At 71.3% G+C, this 21,181-nt stretch carries 16 protein-coding genes and 1 tRNA gene; 11 read left to right on the forward strand and 6 right to left on the reverse strand.

From position 1 onward, the window contains the following. Positions 1-3 precede the first annotated feature (3 nt). From CFP65_RS23495 to CFP65_RS23505, 3 genes are all read left to right on the forward strand, one after another. Positions 4-645, forward strand: a complete 642-nt coding sequence (locus CFP65_RS23495) for a DUF501 domain-containing protein (RefSeq protein ID WP_104818049.1) — start codon at positions 4-6, stop codon at positions 643-645. Then, complete coding sequence (locus CFP65_RS23500) at positions 642-1,589, forward strand: Ppx/GppA phosphatase family protein (protein ID WP_104818050.1); 948 nt, start codon at positions 642-644, stop codon at positions 1,587-1,589. The genes CFP65_RS23495 and CFP65_RS23500 overlap by 4 nt, the downstream gene beginning before the upstream one ends. A gap of 455 nt (positions 1,590-2,044) precedes the next feature. Beyond that, positions 2,045-3,409, forward strand: a complete 1,365-nt coding sequence (locus CFP65_RS23505; protein ID WP_104818051.1) for an NAD(P)/FAD-dependent oxidoreductase — start codon at positions 2,045-2,047, stop codon at positions 3,407-3,409. Positions 3,410-3,635: 226 nt separating this feature from the next. Here CFP65_RS23505 and CFP65_RS23510 read toward each other — a convergent pair whose 3' ends face one another. After that, positions 3,636-6,194 carry an ABC transporter permease gene (locus CFP65_RS23510; RefSeq protein WP_104818052.1) on the reverse strand — a complete coding sequence of 853 codons (2,559 nt, stop codon included), beginning with the start codon at positions 6,192-6,194 and terminating at the stop codon, positions 3,636-3,638. A 75-nt stretch (positions 6,195-6,269) separates the two neighbouring features. After that, the gene (locus CFP65_RS23515; protein ID WP_104818053.1) at positions 6,270-7,043 is read right to left on the reverse strand and encodes an ABC transporter ATP-binding protein; all 774 of its coding nucleotides are present in this window, start codon (positions 7,041-7,043) and stop codon (positions 6,270-6,272) included. Positions 7,044-7,502: 459 nt separating this feature from the next. Between CFP65_RS23515 and CFP65_RS23520 the strand changes: the two genes are divergently transcribed. From CFP65_RS23520 to CFP65_RS23530, 3 genes are all read left to right on the forward strand, one after another. After that, positions 7,503-7,587 (forward strand) — tRNA-Leu (locus tag CFP65_RS23520). 101 nt (positions 7,588-7,688) lie between these two features. Further along, positions 7,689-8,585, forward strand: a complete 897-nt coding sequence (locus tag CFP65_RS23525; protein WP_104818054.1) for a Bax inhibitor-1/YccA family protein — start codon at positions 7,689-7,691, stop codon at positions 8,583-8,585. Between the two features lie 77 nt (positions 8,586-8,662). Then, positions 8,663-8,980, forward strand: coding sequence for a hypothetical protein (locus CFP65_RS23530; RefSeq protein ID WP_104821066.1), 318 nt, complete (start codon positions 8,663-8,665; stop codon positions 8,978-8,980). Between the two features lie 120 nt (positions 8,981-9,100). Here the strand turns inward: CFP65_RS23530 and CFP65_RS23535 are convergent, their stop codons facing one another. The 3 genes from CFP65_RS23535 to CFP65_RS23545 form a co-directional block, all read right to left on the reverse strand. After that, entirely contained in the window at positions 9,101-10,054 is a 954-nt protein-coding gene (locus tag CFP65_RS23535) for a hypothetical protein (protein ID WP_104818055.1), read from the reverse strand. A gap of 512 nt (positions 10,055-10,566) precedes the next feature. Continuing rightward, positions 10,567-11,787 (reverse strand): acetyl-CoA C-acetyltransferase, encoded by a 1,221-nt coding sequence (locus CFP65_RS23540; RefSeq protein WP_104818056.1) that lies wholly within the window; start codon positions 11,785-11,787, stop codon positions 10,567-10,569. Positions 11,788-11,830: 43 nt separating this feature from the next. Beyond that, entirely contained in the window at positions 11,831-12,970 is a 1,140-nt protein-coding gene (locus tag CFP65_RS23545; RefSeq protein WP_104818057.1) for an SGNH/GDSL hydrolase family protein, read from the reverse strand. A 161-nt stretch (positions 12,971-13,131) separates the two neighbouring features. Here CFP65_RS23545 and CFP65_RS23550 point away from each other — a divergent pair, with 161 nt between their 5' ends. The 5 genes from CFP65_RS23550 (at position 13,132) to CFP65_RS23570 (ending at position 19,321) form a co-directional block, all read left to right on the forward strand. Next, complete coding sequence (locus CFP65_RS23550; RefSeq protein ID WP_104818058.1) at positions 13,132-14,526, forward strand: cystathionine beta-synthase; 1,395 nt, start codon at positions 13,132-13,134, stop codon at positions 14,524-14,526. A gap of 465 nt (positions 14,527-14,991) precedes the next feature. Next, entirely contained in the window at positions 14,992-15,318 is a 327-nt protein-coding gene (locus tag CFP65_RS23555; protein ID WP_104818059.1) for a hypothetical protein, read from the forward strand. 186 nt (positions 15,319-15,504) lie between these two features. Then, positions 15,505-16,755, forward strand: coding sequence for an Ig-like domain-containing protein (locus tag CFP65_RS23560; protein WP_104818060.1), 1,251 nt, complete (start codon positions 15,505-15,507; stop codon positions 16,753-16,755). Between the two features lie 52 nt (positions 16,756-16,807). Next, positions 16,808-17,752: a MerR family transcriptional regulator gene (locus tag CFP65_RS23565; protein WP_104818061.1), complete on the forward strand. Its 945-nt coding sequence runs from the start codon at positions 16,808-16,810 to the stop codon at positions 17,750-17,752. A gap of 246 nt (positions 17,753-17,998) precedes the next feature. Next, complete coding sequence (locus tag CFP65_RS23570) at positions 17,999-19,321, forward strand: hypothetical protein (RefSeq protein ID WP_104818062.1); 1,323 nt, start codon at positions 17,999-18,001, stop codon at positions 19,319-19,321. Between the two features lie 63 nt (positions 19,322-19,384). Here the strand turns inward: CFP65_RS23570 and CFP65_RS23575 are convergent, their stop codons facing one another. Beyond that, complete coding sequence (locus tag CFP65_RS23575; protein ID WP_104818063.1) at positions 19,385-21,118, reverse strand: hypothetical protein; 1,734 nt, start codon at positions 21,116-21,118, stop codon at positions 19,385-19,387. Between the last annotated feature and the right edge of the window lie 63 nt (positions 21,119-21,181).

Raw genomic sequence — 21,181 nt, forward strand, 5'->3', positions numbered from 1 at the left:
GCCATGACCTCTGAGAACACCGCCCCCGACGTCGCCGACCAGGACGTGGCGGCCATCGCCGCCCAGCTCGGCCGGGTGCCGCGCGGCCTGCGCGGCGTCGCCCACCGCTGCCCCTGCGGCAACCCCGACGTGGTCGAGACCGCGCCCCGGCTGCCCGACGGCACGCCCTTCCCGACGCTCTACTACCTGACCTGCCCCAAGGCCGCCTCGCTGATCGGCACCCTGGAGGCCGACGGCGTGATGAAGGAGCAGACCGCCCGGCTGGCCGAGGACCCGGAGCTGGCCGCCGCGTACCAGAAGGCGCACGAGGACTACATCGCCCGCCGCGACGCCATCGAGGTGCTGGAGGGCTTCCCGAGCGCCGGTGGCATGCCGGACCGGGTGAAGTGCCTGCACGTGCTGGTCGGCCACTCGCTGGCCGCCGGCGAGGGCGTCAACCCGCTCGGCGACGAGGCGATCGGGATGCTGGAGGACTGGTGGGCCAAGGGCCCCTGCGTCAGCCCCGAGGCCGTGGCCGAGCACCTGGCCAAGGTCGAGGCCGACCGGGCCGCGGACACCGACCACGCGGCCGTGATCGCCGCGAAGGAACAGCTGACGGCCGAGCGCGCCGAGAAGAAGCGGCTGGCCGAGGAGGAGGGGCAGTGACCACCACCCGGGTCGCCGCGATCGACTGCGGCACCAACTCGATCCGCCTGCTCGTCGCGGACCTGGACCTCGCCACGGGCACCGTGACGGACCTGGACCGACGGATGGTCATCAACCGGCTGGGCCAGGGGGTCGACAAGACCGGCCGGCTGCACCCGGACGCGCTGGCGCGCACCTTCGAGGCCTGCCGCACCTACGCCCAGGTGATCTCCTCCTACGGTGTCGGCTCGGACCGGATCCGGCTGGTCGCCACCTCCGCCTCGCGGGACGCCGAGAACGCCTCGGAGTTCACCCAGGGGGTCAAGGAGATCCTGGGCGTGGAGCCCGAGGTGGTCAGCGGCGAGGAGGAGGCCCACCTCTCCTTCGTCGGCGCCACCAAGGAGCTCTCCGGCGAGGCCGTCCGCCCGCCCTACCTGGTCTTCGACCTCGGTGGCGGCTCCACCGAGTTCGTCCGGGGCAGCAGCGACGTGGCGGCGGCCCGCTCGGTGGACATCGGCTGTGTCCGGCTGACGGAGCGCCACTTCGGCGGCACCGAGCTGCCCACCCCGGCCCAGGTCGAGGCCGCCCGGGCCGACGTGCGGGCCGCGCTCGACCTGGCGGCCGAGACGGTCGACCTGACCAGCCCGGCCACCCTGGTCGGCCTGGCGGGCACCGTCACCACGGTCGCGGGCATCGCCCTCGACCTTCCCGCGTACGACTCCGAGGCCGTGCACCACTCCCGCATCCCGCTGGCCTCGGTGCGCGCCGTCACCGAGCGCCTGCTGGCCGCCTCGCACGCGGAGCGGGCGGCCATCCCCGTCATGCACCCGGGCCGGGTGGACGTGATCGCGGCGGGCGCCGTGGTGCTGCTGGAGATCATGGAGCGCACCGGCGCGAGCGAGGTCGTGGTGAGCGAGCACGACATCCTCGACGGCATCGCCTGGAGCCTGGTCCAGGCCCGCTGAACCCCGCACGGGCCCGGCCCGCCGCACCCGCACCCCGAGGTGGTTTCGCCCCACTTCGGGGTGCTTTCTGCCCTCGGGGACTCGATCTTGGGAAGAAACTTCGTGAATTTCTTCACATGGAGATCCAGTCTTTCGTCGCACTCTGGTGAGCGCTCCGTCCGATATGCGGCACCGAAGGTGACGTTCCGCCCTCGCCCCTTGGATCGCAGGTGAGGGCCCGGGGCGGGCGGTGGATTCGAAATGTTTCGAGGGAACCGGGGCGGCAGAAGGATCGTTGCTGCTCAGCGTGGGGATGCCTGCCCGAGTGCCCCTGGGGGGCTGTCGGGGGGCTGCCGGGGCGGGGGTGGCACTCCTCCGGCCCCGGTCGTGTGGCCGCGCAGTGTAGCAGAGGGTGTCCAGCGTCATGTGACGGGCCTCACGAAAGTGCGGCCGGACGGTGCTGGATACTTTCCGATATGAGCACCACGGAGCGTCCTCGCATCCTCATTGTCGGCGGTGGTTACGTCGGCCTGTATGCCGCGATGCGCATCCTCAAGAAGATGCGCTACGGCGAAGCGACCGTCACGGTCGTGGACCCGCGGTCGTACATGACGTACCTGCCCTTCCTTCCCGAGGCGGCCGGCGGCAACGTCGCGCCCCGCAACCTCGTCGCGCCCCTGCGCAGCGCCCTCAAGAAGGCGGAGGTGCTCACCGGTGCGGTCACCGGTGTGGACCACGCCCGCAAGGTCGCCACCATCGCGCCCGCGGCCGGCGACCCCTACGAGCTGTCCTTCGACTACCTGGTCGTCGCCACCGGCTCGGTCTCCCGCACCTTCCCGATCCCCGGCCTGGCCGAGCACGGCATCGGCATGAAGTCGGTCGAAGAGGCGATCAGCCTCCGCAACCACGTCATGGCGCAGCTGGACAAGGCCGAGTCGACCGCCGACCCGGAGGTGCGCCGCAAGGCCCTCACCTTCGTGGTCATCGGTGGCGGCTTCGCCGGCATCGAGACGGTCGCCGAGATCGAGGACATGGCCCGCGACGCGGCCAAGCTCTACAAGACCGTCAGCCGTGACGACATGCGCTTCATCGTGGTGGAGGCGGCCAACCGCATCCTCCCCGAGATGGGCCCGGACCTCGGTCTGTGGACCAAGGAGAAGCTCGAAGAGCGCAACATCGAGATCTACATCGAGACCTCGATGGACTCCTGCGTCGACCAGCACGTGGTGCTGAAGAACGGCATCGAGGTCGACGCCTCCACCATCGTGTGGACGGCCGGCGTCAAGCCGAACCCGGTGCTGGCCAACTTCGGCCTCCCGCTGGGCCCGCGCGGCCACGTGGACACCGCCCCGACCCTCCAGGTCCAGGGCTTCGACTACGTCTGGTCGGCCGGCGACAACGCCCAGGTGCCTGACCTCGCCGCCGGCGAGGGCGCCTGGTGCCCGCCGAACGCCCAGCACGCCTGCCGCCAGGCGGTCGTCCTCGGTGACAACGTCATCTCCGGCATGCGGGGCTTCCCGCAGAAGGAGTACAAGCACAAGAACCTCGGTGCGGTCGCCGGTCTCGGCCTGCACAAGGGCGTGGCGATCCTCTTCGGCAAGTACAAGCTGAAGGGCCGTCCGGCCTGGTGGTTCCACCGCCTGTACCACGGCGCCATGGTCCCGACCATGAACCGCAAGATCCGGGTCTTCACCGACTGGACCCTCGCGATGTTCCTCAAGCGCGAGTCCGTCGGCCTGGTCCAGATGGAGAACCCGTTCAAGGAGTTCCAGGACGCGGCCGGTCCGGCGCCGAAGCCGGTCGAGGCCGCCGCTCCCGCCAAGGAGCTCGCCAGCAAGTAGGAACGACGACCTGGGCCTTGGTGTGGGAACACCGGGGCATATGAGTCGGAGGCTCTCCGCCCGGCAGCGTTGCCGGACCACGACCTCCGTGGTGCTCAGCCGGCCAGTGCGACCGGGCGGAGTACAGAACGAGAAGTTCCCAAGCGAAGGCCCCGGCCCTCCCCCTCGTAGAAGGGGGAGGGCCGGGGCCTTCGCCGTGCGGCAGGGGAACCGCACGGCCCTCGGGTCAGTCGGTCTTGATGCTGTCGAGGATGTCCAGCTTGGCGGCCCGGCGGGCGGGCCACAGGGCCGCCACGAAGCCGACCAGGCCGGCCAGGGCCAGGAAGAGCGCGAGCTTGCCGTAGGGCAGCACGGTGGTCAGACCGGTGAGGCTGTCCTTGAGGGTGCCGTTGACCGCCCAGGCACAGAAGCAGCCGAGGGCCACGCCGATCGCCGCACCGAAGAGCGAGATCACCACCGACTCCAGCCGGACCATCCGCTTGACGCCGCTGCGGTCGAGACCGATCGCGCGCAGCATGCCGATCTCGCGCTTGCGCTCGAAGACGGACATCGCCAGCGTGTTGATCACGCCGAGCACGGCGACCAGGACGGACATCGCCAGCAGGCCGTACATCATGTTCAGCGCGAAGGTGATGATCTGGTTGAACTCGTCGCGGATCTCCTGCTTGGTCTTGACCTGGACCACCGGGTTGTTGCCGGTGGCGTCCATGATCGACTGCTGGAGGGCGGCGGAGGTGCCGTTGGTGCCGAGCACCATCACCTCGCGGATCTCGGCCTCCGGATCCAGCTTCTGCACCTGGGCGTTGGAGACCAGGACCGGGGCGAGCATCGCGTTGTCCCGGTAGACGCCGCCGACGGTCAGCGCACCCTTGGAGCCGCCGTAGGCGTCGATCTTCAGGGCGGAGCCGACGGCCAGGCCGTGGCTCTTGGCGAACGCGTCGCTGATCAGGGCCTGGCCCTGGCCGAGGGCGGCCAGCGAACCGGTGGTCAGCTCGGGCTTGAGCAGGCGACCGGCGCTGTCGGCGTCGATGCCGTTGACCGAGCCGGAGGTGCCGTTGACGTCCCAGTAGACCTCGTTGAACGGGCTGGCGGCGGCCACCCCGGGGGCCTTGGCGATCTTCGCCGCCATCTCCGGCGTCATCGTCATGCCGTTGGCCATCTTGACGTCGTAGTCGGCGGACATCGCGCTGGTGACGGCCTTGTCGACCGCCCCGCCGACCGAGGCACCGAGCACGGTGAGCGCGCTGACCAGCGTCAGACCGATGGTGAGGGCGGCGGCGGTGGCGGCGGTGCGGCGCGGGTTGCGCACCGCGTTCTGCCGGGCGAGCTTGCCGGGGGTGCCGGCCAGCTTGGCCAGCAGCGGGCCGACCAGCGCGATCACCGGGCGGGAGAGCAGCGGCAGCAGGACGAACACGCCGATCAGGGCCAGGCCGGCGCCGAGGCCGACCGCCGTCCGGCCGTCCTTGCCCATGCCGGCGCCCATCGCGATCAGCGCGCCGCCGCCACCGGCGATCAGGAAGCCGATGATGTTGCGGACCAGCAGGCCCTTCTGGGTGGCCGGCTGGTCGCCGCTGCTCATCGCGGCCACCGGGGCGATCCGGGAGGCGCGCACGGCGGGCAGCACGGCGGAGAGCACGGTGACCAGGACGCCGACCACCGGGGCGACGATCAGCGCGGTGGGGGAGACCACCAGGTCACCGGTGGGCATGCCCGGGTTGAGCCCGTGCACCAGGGCCTGCATGCCCGCGCCGATGCCGATGCCCGCGAGCAGACCGGCCACCGAGGCCAGCAGACCGATCAGCAGGGCCTCCACCAGCACCGAGTTGGTGACCTGGCGGCGGCTGGCGCCGACCGCGCGGAGCAGGGCCAGCTCCTTCGTCCGCTGGGCGATCAGCATGGTGAAGGTGTTGGCGATGATGAAGATGCCGACGAAGAGCGAGATGCCGGCGAAGGCCAGCAACATGGTCTTCATCGCGTCGGTGCTGCGGGCGATCATCTGGGTCTGGTCGTCGGTCAGCTGCTTGCCGGTCTGCACCGTGAACTGGTGGTCGTTACTCGGCAGCTTGGTGATCACCGCGTCCTGGAGGGCCTGCTCGGTGACCCCGGGCTTGGCCTTGACCGCGATGCTGCTGAACTGACCGGGCGACAGCAGCTGCTGCTGGGCCGTGGCGGTGTCGAGCAGGGTGAGCGAGGCGCCGGTGCTCACCTGCGGGTCGTCGGTGGTGAAGACGCCGGTGAGCACCGAGTCGGTGGCGGGGCCGGTGTTGGCGGTGCGCACCTTGTCGCCGACCTTGTACCCGCCGGTGGCGGCCGTCTCCTTGTCGAGGGCGATCTCGCCGGCCTTGGCCGGGCCGCGGCCCTCGACCATCGGGTACCGGGGGTCCTTGCCGGAGGCGTCCGGCGAGAAGTTGGTGGCCTGGGCCGACCAGGCCTCACCGATCAGCTTGCCCTTGCGGTCGGCGACGCCGGTGAAGCCGGTGACCACGCCGCGGGCGTCCTCGGTGCCCGGCAGGGCGGCTATCGCGGCCACCGTCTGGTCGGTGAGCTTGGCGGTGCTGCGCTGGCCCTTGTCCTTGGCGGAGGCCCTGGCCCCGGCCGAGTAGTCGTTGACCTGGACGGAGACGTCGGTGAAGCTCTTGGCGTAGCTGTTCTTCATGGCCTGGCCGAGCGTGTCGGAGAAGACCATGGTGCCCGCCACGAAGGCGGTGCCGAGCATGATGGCGAGCGCCGTCATGAGCAGGCGGCCCTTGTGGGCCAGCACGTTGCGCAGTGCGGTGCGATGCATGGGGTGTGTCCTGGAGGTCGGATCGGGCGGCGGCTGGTGGGCGGGGCGTGCCGTGGCGGCCCCTTCAACGGCCCGTCAGCTGGTGCGGCCCTTGGCGTCGAAGCGGCGCATGCGGTCCAGGACGCTGTCGGCGGTGGGGCTGAGCAGCTCGTCCACGACGCGGCCGTCGGCGAGGAAGATCACGCGGTCCGCGTAGGAGGCGGCCACCGGGTCGTGGGTGACCATCACGACCGTCTGGCCGAGCTCGCGGACCGAGTTGCGCAGGAAGGAGAGGATCTCGGCGCCCGAGCGGGAGTCGAGGTTGCCGGTGGGCTCGTCGGCGAAGACGATGTCGGGCTTGCTCGCCAGGGCCCGGGCGCAGGCCACGCGCTGCTGCTGACCACCGGAGAGCTGGCTGGGGCGGTGCGAGAGTCGGCCGGAGAGGCCGACCGTGTCGACCACCCGGTCGAGCCAGGCGCGGTCGACCTTGCGACCGGCGATGTCCATCGGGAGGGTGATGTTCTCCAGGGCCGTCAGGGTGGGCAGCAGGTTGAACGCCTGGAAGATGAAGCCGATGTGGTCGCGGCGCAGCTTGGTGAGCTGCTTGTCCTTGAGCCCGACCAGCTCGGTGTCGCCGATCATCGAGGAGCCGGAGGAGACCGTGTCCAGCCCGGCCATGCAGTGCATCAGCGTGGACTTGCCGGAGCCCGAGGGCCCCATGATCGCGGTGAACTGCCCCTGCGGGAACACCACGGAGACGTCGTCCAGCGCGACGACCCGCGTCTCGCCCTCGCCGTAGACCTTGTGCAGGCCGGCTGCGCGGGCGGCCGCCTGGCCGGTGTGGACGGCGGACGCGGTCGTCGTGCTCACGGGGACTCCTGTGGGTCGGGGGCCGGGCCGCCGGGGGCGGCCGACCGGTGAAGTTGGCCGATCGGTGCGCACGGCACCGACCGTGTGACCATCCTCCTTCGCGCGATTGTCCGATTCGTCGCTCCGGCGGACGGTTGCCGTCACCGCCCCTGGACGTATCCGCGCGGTGTCCTCTCCTCCTCCGGTATGACACCGACCCTGAGGAGGGGCGTCGGACGGGTACCGGTCGGGTGCCGGTCGGGTGCCGGCACCAAGTGGAATGCGGGCTACCGCGAAGGGTGCTGTCTCGAAAAAGTTCCCGCCGTGGCCGAATCACGGACAGTTCGTCAGATGGCAAGCAAACATGACAACTTCCCTGGCTGGGAACATGCGGAAGGGGGAGTCGGGCGACTACTCTCAGGGGTGGCTCGAGAGGGCCGGAAGCCCCCCTGGCCCTAGGCCCGGGGCATGTCGAGTACGGCCCGGGTGGTGGAACGCAGACACGGGCAGCTTAAAACTGCTTGGCCGCGAGGCCGTGCCGGTTCGAGTCCGGCCCCGGGCACCAACTCCACCGTCGACTCATCCTTTCGGTGGAGGCTCATTCCTTTGCCAAGGCATTACCCTTGGAATTGTGGGCGGTGCCGTGCTGCCCCGGAGGGAATGAGCATGAGGAGCAGCAACCCGGTCTTCTCGCGGGAGGGATCCTTCACCCGCGACACCGGATACGCGGGATTCGACACCACCCAGCGGCCGGCCGCGGGCGCCCCCCAGGCGGGCGGTCCCTACGCGCAGAACCCCTACGGCCAGAACCCGTACGCGCAGAACCCGTACGGTGCACCCGCCGACCTGACGGACCAGCAGCTGGCCGAGATGTACCAGGCCCCCTCGGCGGGCCCGCTGCAGACCGGCCGGATGACCATGGACGACGTGGTCGCCCGCACCGCCCTCACCCTGCTCACCCTGGTCGCCGGCGGCGCCGTCGCCTGGTTCGCACTGCCGATGGCCAACTACGGCATCGCCACGGTGGCCGCCCTGATCGCCTTCGCGGTCGGCATGGTGATCAGCTTCAAGCGGAGCGTCAGCCCCGCCCTGATCCTCACCTACGCCGCCCTGGAGGGCTTCTTCCTGGGCGCGATCACCAAGGCGATCAACGCGACGCTGCCCGGCATCGCCATCCAGGCCGTGCTCGGCACCGCAGCGGTCTTCGCCGCGATGCTGTTCGCCTACAAGAGCGGCCGGATCCGCGTCACGCCCCGGTACACCCGGATCGGCCTGAGCATCGCGATGGGCTTCCTGCTGCTGCTCCTGGTCAACATGGTGGCCTCGCTCTTCGGCGCCGACATGGGCCTGCGGGCCGGCCCGCTGGGCATCCTGGTCGGCCTGCTCGGCATCGGCCTGGGTGCCTTCTTCCTCTCGCTGGACTTCGCCGAGATCGAGGCCGGCATCCAGGGAGGCGCCCCCCAGGAGGAGTCCTGGCGGGCCGCCTTCGGGCTCACCCTCTCGCTGGTCTGGATCTACCTGGAGATGCTGCGGCTGATCGCGATCCTGCGCGGCGACGACTGACCCTCGCCGTGACCCGGGAAGGCCCCCACCGCACCGTTGCGGCGGGGGCCTTCCCGTGCGTCGGTAGGCTCGGTGCCATGGCTGAACAGCAGGCGTTGGTGACAGCGGTGGAGGCACTGGCCGACCGGTACCGGTCGATGCCGCAGAGCAGGCTCACGGGGTCCGTCCCGGGCCACGAATCCCGCGCGGCGGCGGCCCTGGAACTGGCCCGGTCCTTCGCTGCGCAGGCCCTGGAACTGGCCGGAGAGGCCCACCGGGACTTCCCGTCCGCCGGCCCCTTCGCGGTGGGCGACCAACTCGCAGTGGCCGGCCACGAACTGGCCGCAGTAGCAGACGAGGCGACAGTCGACTGGGCCGTGGCGGAACTCAAGCGGGTCTCTCAACTGGCCGGGTAGGCCCCACCAGGGGCGCGGGGAACTGCGCGGGCATGCGAGGGGGCGCGAGTCCCGCCCGTAGGACAGGACTCGCGCCCCAGGTGATGCCCGCGCCGTTCCCCGCGCCCCTGGCTTGACCAATCAGATACTGGCAACCACTCGGTCCGCCAGGACGTAAACGGCTTCCTCGTCCGTGGAGAAGGTCAGCGAGTACGAGCCCGAGAACCGGGAGCCGCCGAGCAGGCGGACGTCCTCGCCGGCCCGGACGGCGTCGATCAGGCGGTAGGCGGCCTCGCGGTCACCGGGGGCCACGCAGAGGGTGGTGCCGTCGGCGAAGGCGTAGACGTCCAGGGTGCCGAGCGGGCCCGGGCGGACGTCGGTCAGCGCGATCTTCTCGTCGGCCAGGGTGGCCAGCCGGGTGTCGGTCCACTCCCGGGACGGGGTCTGGCTGGGCACGAAGTCCGGGTGCGAGGGGTGGCGGCGCGGGTCCGGCGCGACGGCGGGCTCGGCCTCGGGGTCGAGCAGCCCGGCCTCTAGGCCGGTGGCGAGCAGATCGGCCTCGCGGCGGGCCTTGGCCTCGCCGGCCGACTCCATGGCGGGGTGCTGGCCGGCCGGGTGGCCGCCGGCCGCCGGGTGACCGCCGGGCACGGGGCGGGCGCCGCCGGCCGGGTCCTCGCCGATCAGGTCCTCCAGCGCGGAGCGCAGCGCCTCGCCGAACTCCGGGTCCATGGTGCCCGCGTTGTCGGCGGCCTCCTGCGGACCGGTCGGCCGCGGGAAGAAGAGCGGCCACTCCTCGGCGGCGGTCAACCCGGTGCTGGTGAACGGGGAGTCGAAGAGCGGTGCGTCCTCCACGGCCCGTGCCTCCTGCTCCGCCCAGAACGCGCGGGCCTCGGCGATCTCCCGCTCCCGGTCGGCGGCCAGCGCCTCGATCACGGCGCGGCGTATGACGGCCTCGTCAACGGGGGCCGGGGCGGCGGGGGTTGCGGTGGCCCGCTGGTGCTCCTCGAGACGGCGGGAGAGTCCGCGCACGTGGAGCAGGACGGCGGCACACACGGCGATCAGGACCAGCAGCAGGGCGGTGTAGACGACGCTCACGGAACGTACTCCTAGCGAGGAGCGGAACGGGGTACGTCTCCACACTGCCGCATGAACGGCTGTTGCCGCAGTGGCAGATGTCCGATTTGTCCGTGACTTACGTCCTTGTCCCCGAATTGTTAAGTAGTGCCGTTCTACGCAGCGGAGTTGACCGACTCCGGGCCGTCGACAAAACACCCTTCCGGGGACGCGAAGAGGGGCGGATCGCACCCGCAGGTGTGATCCGCCCCTCAATCACCCATGGTCACCCCCGAACGGGTGGTGAACAGTTGGGTGGTGACTCAGGAGAGTCGCCCGGCCACGTCGAGCGTCAGCTCAGTCGCTCGATCGCGCTGGCCGCTTGGTGAGCTGCTCCTTCGCTGCGGGCGGGTGCCGCCTCGTGCCTCGGCGACCCCCACCCTCCGCTGCGTCTCAGCTCAGTCGCTCGATCACGCTGGCCGCTTGGTGAGCTGCTCCTTCGCTGCGGGCGGGTGCCGCCTCGTGCCTCGGCGACCCCCACCCTCCGCTGCGTCTCAGCTCAGTCGCTCGATCACCATCGCCATGCCCTGGCCGCCGCCCACGCACATGGTCTCCAGGCCGAACTGCTTGTCGTGCCACTGGAGGGAGTTGATCAGCGTGGTGGTGATCCGGGCGCCGGTCATGCCGAAGGGGTGGCCGACGGCGATCGCGCCGCCGTTGACGTTGAGGCGGTCCAGGTCGATACCCAGGGCCTGGTAGGAGGGGATCACCTGGGCGGCGAACGCCTCGTTGATCTCCACCAGGTCGATGTCGGAGATCGACAGGCCGGCCCGCTGGAGGGCCTGCTTGGAGGCCTCGACCGGGCCGTAGCCCATGATCTCGGGGGAGAGGGCGGAGACGCCGGTGGAGACCACTCGGGCGAGCGGGGTGATGCCGAGCTCGCGGGCCTTGGTGTCGGACATGATCACCAGGGCGGCGGCGCCGTCGTTCAGCGGGCAGCAGTTGCCGGCCGTGACGGTGCCGTCCGGGCGGAAGACCGGCTTGAGGCCGGAGACGGCCTCGAGGGTGACGCCGGCGCGCGGGCCGTCGTCGGCCGAGACCACGGTGCCGTCCGGGGTGGTCACCGGGGTGATCTCGCGCTGCCAGAAGCCGGCCTTGATGGCGGCCTCGGCGAGGTTCTGCGAGCGGACGCCGAAGGCGTCCTGCTCGGCCCGGGAGATGCCCTTGAGCGCCGCCAGGTTCTCCGCGGTCTGGCCCATCGCGATGTAGGCGTCCGGGACGAGCCCGTCCTCGCGCGGGTCGTGCCACTCGCCGCCGCCCTCCTCGGCGCGCTTGGCGGTGCGGGCCAGCGCGTCCGCGAAGAACGGGTTCTGGGTGTCCGGCATGCCGTCCGAGGTGCCGTTGATCGAGCGGGAGACGGTCTCGACACCGGCCGAGATGAAGATGTCGCCCTCGCCGGCCTTGATCGCGTGCAGCGCCATCCGGGTGGTCTGCAGCGAGGAGGAGCAGTACCGGGTGATGGTGGCGCCCGGGAGGTAGTCCATGCCCATCTGGACCGCGATGATGCGGGCCAGGTTGTGGCCCTGCTCGCCCCCCGGCAGGCCGCAGCCGAGCATCAGGTCGTCGATCTGGCGCGGGTCGAGCTCGGGCACCTTCGCCAGGGCGGCGCCGATGATCTGGGCGGTCAGGTCGTCCGGGCGGACGTCCTTGAGCGAGCCCTTGAAGGCCCGGCCGATCGGCGAACGGGCGGCGCTGACGATGACGGCTTCGGGCATGACTCGCTCCTCGGTGGGTGGGGTGCTCGCAGGAAAGTTACCGTTAAGTAGCCTCGGGCGTCACCACCCCGGCGTGTGAGTTCGCCGACGCTGCCTCAGCCGTGCCCGTGCCCGTCCCCGTGCCGGTGGCCGTGCCCGTGGTCGTGGCTGCGGACCCCGGCAGGCCCGGGAGGCCGGGCAGCGCGGGCAGGCCCGGCAGGCCGACCCGGAGCCGGCGGCGCAGCTGCGCCCAGCGCCAGGCCCCGGCGCCCTGCTCCACCGCCGCGACCTCGGTGCCGGACTGTCCGGCCGCCGCGGCGGCGGCCACCGCCACCGGCAGCACCACCTCGGGCGGCGTCTCCCGCTCGGGGAAGGAGTCGGCCGGCCAGAGGTCGAGCGCCGCGCAGAGCGAGGGCAGCATGGCCATCGCGGCGGTCGCGTAGCCCTGGGCGGAGGGGTGGTAGCGGTCGGCGGCGAACATCTCCGGGCGGGCCGCGAACTCCGGGCCGAGCAGGGAGCCCAGCGAGACGGTGCGGCCGCCGTTCTCCACCACCGCGATGGTCTGGGCGGCGGCCAGCTGGCGGCTGAGCCGCCGGGCCACCCAGCGCAGCGGGGGGTGGACCGGCTTGATGGTGCCCAGGTCCGGGCAGGTGCCGACCACCACCTCGCAGCCGGCCGCGCGCAGCGCCCGGACGGCCTCGCCCAGCTGCCGCACCGACTGGGCGGCGGGGGCGTGCTTGGTCACGTCGTTCGCGCCGATCATGATCACGGCCAGGGCGGGCCGCTGCGGCAGCACCTGCTCGACCTGCCGGGCCAGGTCGCAGGAGCGGGCCCCCGACTTCGCCACGTTGGCCAGGCGCACCCGCCGCTCGGCCACCGCCGCCAGCCCGGCCGCCAGCAGCGCGCCCGGAGTCTCCTGTCCTCGGCCGACGCCCAGCCCGGCCGCCGTGGAATCCCCCAGGAAGCCCAGCACCAGCGGCGGCTGCGCCCCCGCCCCTGGGTCGGTCAGCCCCTCCCCGTACACCCCGTCCGCCTTCGGCGGATCCCCCTCCAGCAGGCCCACGGCCCGCACCGCAAGCTTGGTCTCGGTGAGCAGCAGCCCCACCAGCCCCACCCCCAACAGCCCCAGCCCACCCCCGCCGTACGCGGCCGCCGTGGCGATCCGCCGAGCCACCCGGGCCCGCGACTCCTGCGCCCCTGTCATGTCGCACCCCCTTCGCTCCGCCCCCTCAGCAGGGCCTTTCCCCCTACGTACCCCCGGGAGCGGCTCGCTATCGGTGATCGTCGGCCATCCGTGGAGAGCGGCACTAGGCTTTGAAGCATCCTTGAGAAGCATGTGAAACGCCACAGACCGGGAGGACCCCCGTGCGGTACAGCAATTCGATCATCGAGTTGGTCGGCAACACGCCTTTGGTGAAGCTCAACAAGGTCACCGAGGGCATCAGCGCTACCGTGCTGGCGAAGGTCGAGTACTTCAACCCCGGTGGCTCGGTGAAGGACCGGATCGCGATGCGCATGATCGAGGCCGCCGAGGCCTCCGGTGCGCTCAAGCCGGGCGGGACGATCGTGGAGCCGACCTCCGGGAACACCGGGGTGGGGCTGGCGATCGTGGCCCAGCAGAAGGGCTACAAGTGCATCTTCGTCTGTCCCGACAAGGTGTCCACTGACAAGATCAACACGCTGCGCGCGTACGGCGCCGAGGTCGTGGTCTGCCCGACCGCGGTGGCCCCGGAGCACCCGGACTCGTACTACAACGTCTCGGACCGCCTCGTCCGGGAGACCCCGAACGCCTGGAAGCCGGACCAGTACTCCAACCCGGACAACCCGGCCTCGCACTACCACTCCACCGGCCCCGAGCTGTGGGAGCAGACGGAGGGGAAGATCACCCACTTCGTCGCGGGCGTGGGCACCGGCGGCACCATCTCCGGCACCGGCCGCTACCTGAAGGACGCCTCCGGCGGCAAGGTCCAGGTCGTCGGCGCCGACCCGGAGGGCTCGGTCTACTCCGGCGGCACCGGCCGGCCGTACCTGGTCGAGGGCGTCGGCGAGGACTTCTGGCCGACCGCCTACGACCAGCAGGTCGCGGACCGGATCGTCGCGGTCTCCGACAAGGACTCGTTCCAGATGACCCGCCGCCTGGCCAAGGAGGAGGGCCTGCTGGTGGGCGGCTCCTGCGGCATGGCCGTGGTGGCCGCGCTGGAGGTCGCCAGGGAGCTGGGCCCGGACGACGTGGTCGTGGTGCTGCTGCCGGACGGCGGCCGCGGCTACCTCTCCAAGATCTTCAACGACGACTGGATGGCCGACTACGGCTTCCTGCCCTCCGCCACCGACGAGGCGCACATCGCCGAGGTGCTGGCCCGCAAGGACGCCATCGAGCACGAGGGCATCCCGCAGTTCGTCCACATGCACCCGAGCGAGACGGTCGCCGAGGCCGTCCGCGTGCTCGGTGACTTCGGCGTCTCGCAGATGCCGGTGGTCTCCCCGGGCGCCGGCCACCCGGACATCATGGCCGGCGAGGTGATCGGCTCGGTGGTCGAGCGCGAGCTGCTGGAGGGCCTGTTCGCCAAGCGGATCGCGCTCACCGACAAGCTGGAGGACGTCATGTCCAAGCCGCTGCCGGTGGTCGGCTCCGGCGAGACGGTGACCAGCCTGATGACCGTGCTGGAGAAGGCCGACGCCGCGGTGGTGCTGGTCGAGGGCAAGCCGCAGGGCATCGTCACCCGCCAGGACCTGCTCGCCTTCCTGGCCGTCCGCCACTGAGGCCGCCCGGCTGACCCCGCGTCAGTCGTGTTACGGGAGAACGCTCCTTCCGGTGCGAAGTGGTACACCGGCGTCATGTCCGCGCAGCATCGGGTTAACAACCGTGCGTCATCGTAGTGAGCACGGCAAGACGCCGAGCAGGGTGACGGTGCGGAGGGAGCGGCTCCCCGCCCGCACGGTCACCGCGGGCACCACCGGGCCTGACCCCGGTAGCCCGCCCCCGTGGGGGCCGCCGTCGTCCCGCCCCTGGGCCGGCTCCGGTCGGCGCCAGGGTGTGGCGACTCCCACGGCATGACGCGCCGCAAGGCGCGGCTCCGCGGCTCCCGGGTGGGGGAGCCGGCGGGGCCGGTCCGGGCCGGGTACTCCTCACGGGGTGCCCGGCCCGCACCGTGTCCACGTCCGGTTCGGCCGGGCCGCTCACCTCGGGTTTCGCCCCCTCGGCCGCGAGCGCCTACCCTCGCACACATGACCAGCACTGACCTGCCCGAGCAGGACGTTCCCCGCTACGTACGCCTCACCATCGAGCTCATCGCCGAGATCACCGACGAGGAGGCCCTCAAGGCCGCCGCGCTGGCCCAGGTGAAGGAGGACGACTACCTGGACGACGAGGAGCGCGCCCAGTCCGTCGAGGCCATCGAGGTCGACCCCTCCGGTTCGCTCGCCCACTTCATCGACCCGGTCGCGCTGCTGGCCGAGGTCCCCGGGGTCGAGCTGGCCTCGGCCACCTGGGAGTCGGCGCAGACCGAGTTCGAGGCTTCCGAAGAGGGCTGGGACGAGTACACCGTCGAGTAAGGCCCCCTTCTGTCACTGCCGCCCGTCCCGAGCCCCGGCTCGGGGCGGGCGGTTTGTCCTTTTCTCCTCTTATGGCATGAGTCGAAGTACTCTCGTACGATCTCAACCGGTTGATGATGGAACCGTTTCCTCCTGAACTGCGTTGTTTGTCCGTGGTAGCGCAGCTGTAGAGCAGGGAGACACGAAGTGACGGCATCCGAGAAGCAGCACCGTCCGGCCCAGGGCCAGTGGAGCCGTCGTGGGGTGCTCACCGGCCTGCTCGGCGCCCCCGTGCTGCTGGTGGCGGCCTGCAGCGGCTCCAGCGGCTCCAGCGGGGGTTCCGGCGGGGCGTCCGGGGGTGGCGGGGGCGACACTCCGAAGACCTCGGCCGCGAAGATCACCGTCTCGCCGGCCGACGGGGTCACCGACGCCGCGTTCACCGATCCGGTCAAGGTCACCGTCACGGACGGCAAGCTCGGCTCGGTGAAGGTGACCGACGCGGCCGGCAAGGCGATAGCCGGGCAGCTGGCGGCCGACGGCACCAGCTGGACCTCCACCGACCCGCTGGTCAGCGGCACCAAGTACACCGTGGCGGCCGTGGCCACCGACGGGAAGAAGCTGGAGGCGGATTCCAACACCGCCTTCGCCACCGCGACCCCGGCCAACACCTTCGTCGGCTACTTCACCCCGGAGAACGGCTCGACCGTCGGGGTCGGGATGCCGGTCTCGATCAACTTCAACAAGCCGGTCACCGACAAGAAGGCCGTGCAGCAGGCGATCACCGTGGTCGCCGAGCCGGGCGTCGAGATCGTCGGGCACTGGTTCTCCAGCACCCGGCTCGACTTCCGCCCGGAGCAGTACTGGGCCAAGGGCACCAAGGTCACCCTCAAGCTCCGGCTGAAGGACGTGGAAGGCGCCAAGGGCGTCTACGGCACCCAGTCCAAGGACGTGAGCTTCACCGTCGGCCGCAGCCAGGTCAGCGTGGCCGACCTCTCCGCCGACACCCTCACCGTCACCACCGACGGCAAGGTCACCGCCACCTACCCGGTGATCGGCGGCGCCCCCGAGCACAAGACCTGGGCCGGCAAGCTGGTCATCGCCGAGCAGTACCTGCAGACCAAGATGGACTCGCAGACCGTCGGCCTGGGCGACGAGTACAACATCCCGGACGTGCCGCACGCCCAGCGCCTGACCAGCTCCGGCACCTTCATCCACGGCAACTACTGGTCGCCCGCCTCCGCCTTCGGCAGTGCCAACACCAGCCACGGCTGCATCGCCCTGCGCGACGTCAAGGGCGCGGGCGACCCGGGCACCAACGCCGCCAAGTTCTACGCCTCCTCGATGACCGGCGACGTGGTCGAGGTGGTCAACTCCGGTGACAAGACGGTCGATCCGTCGAACGGCCTGAACGGCTGGAACATGGGCTGGGCCGACTGGAAGGCCGGCAGCGCGCTCTGACCCGCCGCCTAGGCTTGAGTCTCCAGTGACGGGAGACCCCAGGGTGGAGGGCATGGACGAAGCACCGCTCCGCACCATCGGCGAGCTGGCCCGGGCGACCGGGCTCTCGGTCAAGACCATCAGGTTCTGGTCCGATGCCGGGGTGGTGCCGCCCACCGACCGCACCCCGGCCGGTTACCGCCTCTACGGGCCTTCGGCCCTCGCCCGTCTCGACCTGGTGCGCACCCTGCGCGACCTCGGCGTCGACCTCGCCACGATCCAGCGCGTGCTGGCCCGGGAGGTCACCGTCGCCGAGGTCGCCGCGGTGCACGCCGAGGCGCTCGACGTGCAGATCCGCACCCTCCGACTGCGCCGTGCGGTGCTGAGGGCGGTGGCCCGCCGCGGGTCCACACCCGAGGAGCTGGAAATCATGCACAAGCTCGCCAAGCTGACCGACCGGGAACGCCGCCGGCTGATCACCGACTTCATCGACGAGGCCTTCGACGGGCTGGACGTCGGGCCCGAGTTCATCGCCAAGATGCGCCAGGCCATGCCCGAGCTGCCCGAGGACCCGACCCCCGAACAGGCCGACGCCTGGGTGGAGTTGGCCGAGCTGGTGCAGGACGAGGACTTCCGGGCCGGGATCCGCCGGGCCGCCGCGTACCAGGCCGCCGAGCGGGGCAACGGCGCCCGTACCGGCACCGCCGCCGATGCGCAGCTGGTCGAGCTGGTCCGCGAGCGGGCCGAACTGGCGCTGGCCGCGGGGGTGCTCCCCGGCAGCGCGGCCGCCGGGCCGGTGGTGGACGAGCTCGCCGGTGCCTTTGCCGGGCTCTTCGAGCGCACCGACGGACCGGAGTTCCGGGTCTGGCTGCTGGAGCGGATGGAGCAGGGCAACGACCCGCGGTACGAGCGGTACTGGCAGCTGATCTCGGTGATCAACGGCTGGCCGGTCGCGCCGACCCTGGCCCCCGCCTTCGACTGGCTGACGGCCGGCCTGCGGGCCGGGCTGAGCCGCTAGCTGAACGGGTGGGGAGCGGAGTTCAGCGGTCAAGTTCAGGTGATTCTGTACGGTCTTCTGACGGTCTGACCCCAGGGCCCGATCTGTCCCTCCCTTGGGATACTTTGGGCCCAGCTCTCATCTTCGGGGGAGAAAACCAGTGCGTCCCGGTGAGGGATGTGTGCTTGCCTGGGGCGGTCCGCCGCACCGGCGGGCCGCCGGGCCGGCCGCGTCCGGGGCGCAGTTCACAGGAGACAGCCAGACATCATGACGATACGTCGCACCACTCGCACCGTCCTTGCCGCCTCCGTCTGCACCGGGGTGCTCGCCCTGGGCATGACGGCCTGTGGCACCGTCAAGGAGATCAGCGCCGCGCAGAAGGTCTCGGGGGCGTTCGGCAAGCTGGGCGAGAGCAAGACGGTCAAGGCCGAGCTGTCGCTGGACGCCACCGCCGACCAGCTGATCGCCTTCGAGAAGGCCACCGGCGCCGACGGCAAGGACAAGCTGGACGCCAAGTCGGCCGCCGCGATCGCCGGCACCTCGCTGACCCTGGCCGTCACCTCGGACAAGCCGCTCAAGGACGCCCAGGCCGAGGCCCAGAAGCAGGCCCAGAGCGGCTCCGCCTTCGGCGGCAAGGGCCTGGCCCTGGAGTACGTGCTGGCCGGCAAGGACGGCAAGACCTACGCCGACGTGCGCGCGGTCGACGGCAAGCCCTACCTGAAGGTGGACGCCGAGGCGATCTCCACCCTGGTGGGCAAGGACCCGGCCGAGATCAAGAAGTTCAGCGACACCGTGCCGGCGGAGCTGAAGATCGTCAAGGACGCGCTGGCCGGCAAGTGGGTCAGCGTCGACCCCAAGCTCTTCGAGGAGCTGGCGAAGAACGTTCCCGGCGGTGCCCTCGGCGGTGCCAAGCCCTCCGCCGCGCCCTCGATCGACCCCAAGGTCGCCGAGTCGCTGGTGCAGTCGCTCAAGGACGTCGTCACCAAGAACGTCAGCTTCGAGGACAAGGGCAGCAAGGACGGCGTCGACCACGTGGTGGCCCTCGCCTCGGCGAAGGGCCTCGCGGACGGCTTCCTCGGCGCGGTCAAGCCGCTGGCCAAGGACTTCCCCGGCTTCAAGGACCTCCCGTCGGACGCGCCCACCGAGCTCACCAACGAGAAGGTCAGCGTCGACCTGTACCTCAAGGGCGGCGCGCTGAGCTCGGTCTCCTTCGACCTGGCCCAGCTCGACGCCAAGCTCGGCAAGGACGTCCACCTCCCGGTGAAGCTCGCCCTCACCCAGGACGCCGCCCCGATCCAGGCCCCGAGCGGCGCCACCGAGTTCGGCATGTCCGACATCACCAACCTGATGGGCCTGTTCACCAAGTCCATCGCCGGCGGCCTCGACGGCGGACTCGGCGGCGACTCCCCGCTGGGCGGCGCCGGCCTCAAGCCGGGCGGCGCCAAGGCCGCCCCGCTCACCCCGGACCAGGTCAAGGAGCTGACGAAGTCCGGCGCCACCGAGCAGGAGCTCAAGATGCTCAACGCCGGCGGCATGTCCTACGAGGACATCAAGGCCCTGATCGCGGCCGGCGACGGCGCCCAGAGCTGACGCTCCCTCGAGACCGGTGGCCCGCCCCTGCCCGGGAGCGGGCCACCGGCCTTCCGGGACGGGTCAGTCGGCGGTGAAGTAGCCCGCCAGGTCGGCGACCAGGTCGGTGGTGCCGGCGAAGTTGTAGAAGGCCACCCCGTTCCGGGCGTTGGGGGTGATCGCGGCGTTGGCCACCGTCTGGTGGGCCGTGAAGTTCAGGTTCGAGGCCGTCGGGCGGTCCGCGCCGGTGTTCGGGTAGACGGTCACGTAGCTCGCCGCCGTCGGGTTGGTGGCGGTGACGTTGAGGGCCACGGCCTGTACGCCGAAGGCGGGGATGCCGTTCTTCCAGCTGCTCACCTGGAGCACCGCCGGATTGCCGCTCCAGACCGGGCTGTTGACGCCGCCGGTGCCGTTGCGGCTGTCCAGCACCCGGGTCGGGCCGGTCGGCACGAAGACCGAGCCGCTGCCCGAGTAGTACCCGGCCAGGTCGGCCACCAGGTCGGTGGTGCCGAGGAAGTTATAGAAGCTGATCTTGCCGTCGGCCCCGACCGGGACGGTGACCAGGTTCGGCACGGTCTGGCCCGCCGTGAAGTTCAGGTTCGAGGCGGTCGGGCGCTGCTCGCCGTGCGGGTAGACCGTCAGGTACCCGCCCCGACTCGCGTTGGTGGCCGTCACGTTGAGCACGACGGCCGTGACGCCGCTCGCGGGCACCCCGCTGCGCCCGGTCACCTGGAGGTCGACCTGGCCGTTCGGCCCGGCCGGGGCCTTGGCCACGCCGGTGCCGTACCGGGTGTCCATCACGCGGGTCGGGCCGGCCGTGGTGTAGCGCGAACCGGTGCCGTCCGAGGTGTAGTAGCCGCTGATGTCGGCCACCAGGCTGGTGGTGCCGAGGAAGTTGTACAGGCTGACCTTGCCGTCGGCGCCGACCGGGACGGTGACCAGGTTCGGCACGGTCTGGCCGGCCTTGAAGTTCAGGCTGGAGGCGGTGGGGCGGGCGGTGCCGTGCGGGTAGACCGTCACGTACCCGTCGTGGGTGGTGTCGGTGGCCGTCACGTTGAGGACCACCGCCGTGACGCCGCTCGCCGGCACCCCGTTGGCCCCCGCGACCTGGAGCGCGACCTCGCGGCCCGGGCCGACCGGGCCCTTGGGCGCGCCGATCGCGGACCGGGTGTCCAGCGCCCGGACGGGCGTCAGCGGCTTGAAGGTGCCGGCCTGCCCGGTGGGTGCCGGGTGGCCGTCGGCCACGTAGTCGAGGTCGGCGTCGGCCTGGACGGAGTCGCCCTGGGCGGAGGTGAGCGCGAAGGTGCCGTGCAGCCGGGCCGACCTGGGGCCGGAGGAGGCGGAGAACAGGAAGTCGACGGTGCCGATGGTCTGGCCCCAGGCGGGCAGCAGGTCGAAGGCGGCCGACCGGAGGCTCAGCGAGCCGTCCTCGCCCACCACCGGCGTCCAGACGCCGTTGGAGATCGAGTGGGTGGCGTCCCCGACGCCCACCTCGGGGACGATCATCCGGGCCAGCTGCCGAGCGGTGTAGCCGCTTGCGGTCACCGAGGCGGCCGAGATGGTGTAACTCGCGGTCAGGCCCCGGAGGTCGCCGCCGTAGCCGTTGATCCGAACCCGGCAGTAGGTGTTGAAGTCGTTGCCGCCCTTGAGCGTGAACGGCTGGTCGGCCGTCCACGGCCGGCTGCCCCCGTTGGCGGTGTCGCAGACCGGGTTCAGCTGCGCCGGCAGCTGGGCGGCGACGGCGCTCTGCACGGGCAGCAGCCCGGTGGCGAGCACGGCTCCGGCCGCGAGCAGGCCGGTGCGTCGGTTGATGCGCATGGTGAGTCCCCCTTGCCGCGCCGGGCGCGGCCGCTGATGGTCGGTCGGATGCTACCGACCGCG

The organism is Kitasatospora sp. MMS16-BH015 (genome assembly GCF_002943525.1).
Lineage (GTDB): Bacteria > Actinomycetota > Actinomycetes > Streptomycetales > Streptomycetaceae > Kitasatospora.

Excerpts from the sequence above, each read along its gene's own strand:
- CFP65_RS23495 (WP_104818049.1), top strand. The coding sequence starts at position 4 with ATGACCTCTGAGAACACCGCCCCCGACGTCGCCGACCAGGACGTGGCG.
- CFP65_RS23505 (WP_104818051.1), top strand. The coding sequence starts at position 2,045 with ATGAGCACCACGGAGCGTCCTCGCATCCTCATTGTCGGCGGTGGTTAC.
- CFP65_RS23510 (WP_104818052.1), bottom strand. The coding sequence starts at position 6,194 with ATGCATCGCACCGCACTGCGCAACGTGCTGGCCCACAAGGGCCGCCTG.
- CFP65_RS23525 (WP_104818054.1), top strand. The coding sequence starts at position 7,689 with ATGAGGAGCAGCAACCCGGTCTTCTCGCGGGAGGGATCCTTCACCCGC.
- CFP65_RS23530 (WP_104821066.1), top strand. The coding sequence starts at position 8,663 with ATGGCTGAACAGCAGGCGTTGGTGACAGCGGTGGAGGCACTGGCCGAC.
- CFP65_RS23540 (WP_104818056.1), bottom strand. The coding sequence starts at position 11,787 with ATGCCCGAAGCCGTCATCGTCAGCGCCGCCCGTTCGCCGATCGGCCGG.
- CFP65_RS23545 (WP_104818057.1), bottom strand. The coding sequence starts at position 12,970 with ATGACAGGGGCGCAGGAGTCGCGGGCCCGGGTGGCTCGGCGGATCGCC.
- CFP65_RS23555 (WP_104818059.1), top strand. The coding sequence starts at position 14,992 with ATGACCAGCACTGACCTGCCCGAGCAGGACGTTCCCCGCTACGTACGC.
- CFP65_RS23565 (WP_104818061.1), top strand. The coding sequence starts at position 16,808 with ATGGACGAAGCACCGCTCCGCACCATCGGCGAGCTGGCCCGGGCGACC.
- CFP65_RS23570 (WP_104818062.1), top strand. The coding sequence starts at position 17,999 with ATGACGATACGTCGCACCACTCGCACCGTCCTTGCCGCCTCCGTCTGC.
- CFP65_RS23575 (WP_104818063.1), bottom strand. The coding sequence starts at position 21,118 with ATGCGCATCAACCGACGCACCGGCCTGCTCGCGGCCGGAGCCGTGCTC.